Genomic DNA, 2,812 nt, shown 5'->3' with positions numbered 1-2,812 from the left:
GTCACGCCTGTCGCGGGCGCCTCGCCCATCTCCACACCCGCCCGATCCAGTGGAGACGACCTCTCAGGCATCGACGCCGGAACTCACCGCCGCCATGGGCACGACGGGACATCGGATGTGCTGCTCCCCCATCCGTTGGCACGCCTCGACGGAGCGGCTGCGAACTGCCAGGACTGGGGCGCCCGGCCCGCCGCCGACGGCGACGGCCTTGAGGGCAAAGTGTCCTACCGATGCACCACCATGGCCGGAACCGTCACCACGACAACGGCTTTTCCGGAGGAGAACCATGGCCTTTCCCACCCTTCCCCAGCCCGCGCCGCGGCGAAGTGCTTTTGGCGTCCACCTGCTTCAGGGACGGCGCGCCATTATGGAGCGGGCTGCTCAATGAGATCCGAGGTCGCCGAGAAGGTGATGCGCTCGTCGTCGACGGCGACGTACGGCTCCGCCTGGTCGAAGGCCCCGCCTGGAATTCCCTGCACAGCGGGAACGTACCGGCGGTCGTCCCTGACGGCGGCCCGGCACAGCAGGTCGCCGTCCTGGCGGACATCTCGGTGGCCTATGGCGGGGACGGGCCACTGCTGATCGACCTGGCCAGCGTGCCCGGACGCGCACCAGGCGGTGCAGCAGCCCGCGGTCGACGTAGAGGATGGCGTCCATGATGGTGCGCAGGTCGTGTTCGCGTGCACGGGCCGATGTCCAGGGGTCCCGGCGCGGCACCGGTCACGCCAGGCGGCCAACGTGGGTTCGATCAGCTACCAGCAGGCGTCAGACATGACGCTGGGATAGCGGCGTTCGAGGGCCCATGACAACGGCTTAACGACGCGCCGACGCCTCCGGCCACAGACGCAGCGGCCAGGCAAGACAGTCGACACCTCACCGTCACCGGCTCCAAGACCGAACATGCCCCCACCTTGGGACGAGGCATAAGAACAGCCACAAAGCAGGCTCGCCCGCGACTCCTCACGCCCCAACGAACACCATCAACTCCTGCGCACCCACTCGGCATCAACCGACCTCGACAGCAACAACCACATTCAGCACCTTTAGGGGGCCAAGCGCCCTCTAAGAGCTCTCCAGTACCTGCAGGCCGATCACGCCGATGACGATCAGAGCGAGGAACGCCAGCCGGGCCGGCGACGTGCTCTCGCCGAACGCGACCATGCCGGCGAGCGCGACGCCGAGGGCCCCGAGGCCGACGAACACCGCATACGCCGTCCCGACCGGCAGCGTCCGAAGCGACAGCGACAGCACGACGACACTGAGCAGCGCCACCGAGAGTCCGATGACGGTCGGCCACAGGCGCGTCAGGCCGTCCGAGTACTTCAGCGCCGTCGCCCACACCAGCTCCGTCGCCCCCGCGATCAGCAAGAAGATCCAGGCCATCAGGCCGCGTACCCCCCGTCCACGGCGATCGCCGCACCGGTGACACGGTCCTCGTCCGGGCCCGTCAGATCCGTCGTCATCCCGACTCCTCGCCACTAATCGGAGAAAATTCCGCTTAGGGAGCTTAACCGGAGATTTCTCCGGATATCAACCCGTTACGCTGGTGAGCCGTGCCGAGAGGGGGCTGGATGCGGGAGCTGCCCGTGGTCGGGCGTCCGCCCGCCGAGCGCGCGGACGCCGCGCACAACCGCCGCCGCATCCTGCGCGCCGCCGCGGAGGTGATCGCCACCCGTGGGGCCGAGGCCGTCTCCATGGACGAGGTCGCGCGGGCCGCCGGGGTCGGCGTCGGCACGGTCTACCGCCGGTTCGGCGACCGGGCCCGCCTCGTCTACGCCGTGATCGACGACCGCGAGCGCGACTTCCAGGCCGCCTTCATCACGGGCCCTCCGCCGCTCGGCCCGGGCGCCGCGCCCTCCCAGCGCGTCCGCGCCTTCCTGCACGCCTTGGCCGACCGCACCGAGGCCCAGGCCGACCTGCTGCTGATGGCCGAGTCCGACCCGCCCGACGCCCGCTTCCGCGACGGTTCGTACGGCCTCTACCACCGGCACCTGGCGATGCTGCTCCACGAGATCCGCCCGGACGCCGACGCCGCCTACCTGGCCGACGCCCTCCTCGCCCCCCTCGCCGCGAACCTGTTCCTTCACCAGCGCCGGATGCGCGGCATGCCGCTCGACCGGATCAAGGCGGGCCTGGACGCCCTCGCCGCAAGCCTCACCGCACGACCCGATGCCGCGCCCGGCGACCGACCGGGTTGATCATCCACTGGGCGCCCCGACGTCCGCGCTATCGGCGAACTCCGGCGGACGCCTGCCCACAGACAGGGCGCTCACAGGGCGAACACCCTGTCGATGCGTGCGGCGCGGTCGGCGGGGTCGTCCGAGCACAGCCACTCGCGGGCGGCCGTGTCCAGGGCGGCGCCCGCGGCGGTGGTGGGCAGGTCGGCGGTGAAGGCGCCGGGGAAAGCGCCGGATGTGCGGCGAGTCCGGCCTGCACCTAGTCAGCAGGTTCGCCGGACGCGGCGGGCGAGCAGGGCCAGCAGGAGGGCGGGCGCGACGAACACGGCCGCGCGGAGCGTGGTGAGGTCGGCGAGCGCGCCGAGGACGAGCGGGGCCGTGCCGATCGCGACCCCGGACGCCAGCGCGCAGCGGGCGGAGGCGCGGGCGGGCTGGGACGGCCACGCCGCGAGCGCCTGTCCCAGGATGACCGGGTACAGCAGCGCCACGCCGAGGCCCACGACGAGCAGCCCGGCGACGGCGAAGGGCGCCGGCGCCGTCCACAGCACGGCGAATCCGGCGACGCCGACGCCGGCCGCCGCCGCGACGAGCCGGTCCGGGCGGCCGCGCGCCAGCCGGACGAGCGGCGCGGCGGC

3 protein-coding genes and 1 pseudogene are annotated in these 2,812 nt (G+C 72.1%); 2 read left to right on the top strand and 2 right to left on the bottom strand.

The window, feature by feature from the left end:
• Positions 1-230: 230 nt before the first annotated feature.
• Positions 231-659 (top strand): DUF6924 domain-containing protein, encoded by a 429-nt coding sequence (locus ABZ914_RS49635; protein WP_500201561.1) that lies wholly within the window; start codon positions 231-233, stop codon positions 657-659.
• A 403-nt stretch (positions 660-1,062) separates the two neighbouring features.
• Here ABZ914_RS49635 and ABZ914_RS49630 read toward each other — a convergent pair whose 3' ends face one another.
• Entirely contained in the window at positions 1,063-1,383 is a 321-nt protein-coding gene (locus ABZ914_RS49630) for a DMT family transporter (protein ID WP_500201560.1), read from the bottom strand.
• 188 nt (positions 1,384-1,571) lie between these two features.
• On the opposite strand from ABZ914_RS49630, the gene ABZ914_RS49625 reads away from it, so the two are divergent.
• Entirely contained in the window at positions 1,572-2,198 is a 627-nt protein-coding gene (locus ABZ914_RS49625) for a TetR/AcrR family transcriptional regulator (protein ID WP_500201559.1), read from the top strand.
• A 242-nt stretch (positions 2,199-2,440) separates the two neighbouring features.
• Here ABZ914_RS49625 and ABZ914_RS49620 read toward each other — a convergent pair.
• Positions 2,441-2,812 (bottom strand): annotated as a pseudogene (locus ABZ914_RS49620) (hypothetical protein); the annotation flags it as partial.

The organism is Spirillospora sp. NPDC046719, assembly GCF_040645715.1.
Classification (GTDB): Bacteria; Actinomycetota; Actinomycetes; order Streptosporangiales; family Streptosporangiaceae; genus Spirillospora.
This window is presented reverse-complemented; position numbering and strand designations above follow the sequence as displayed.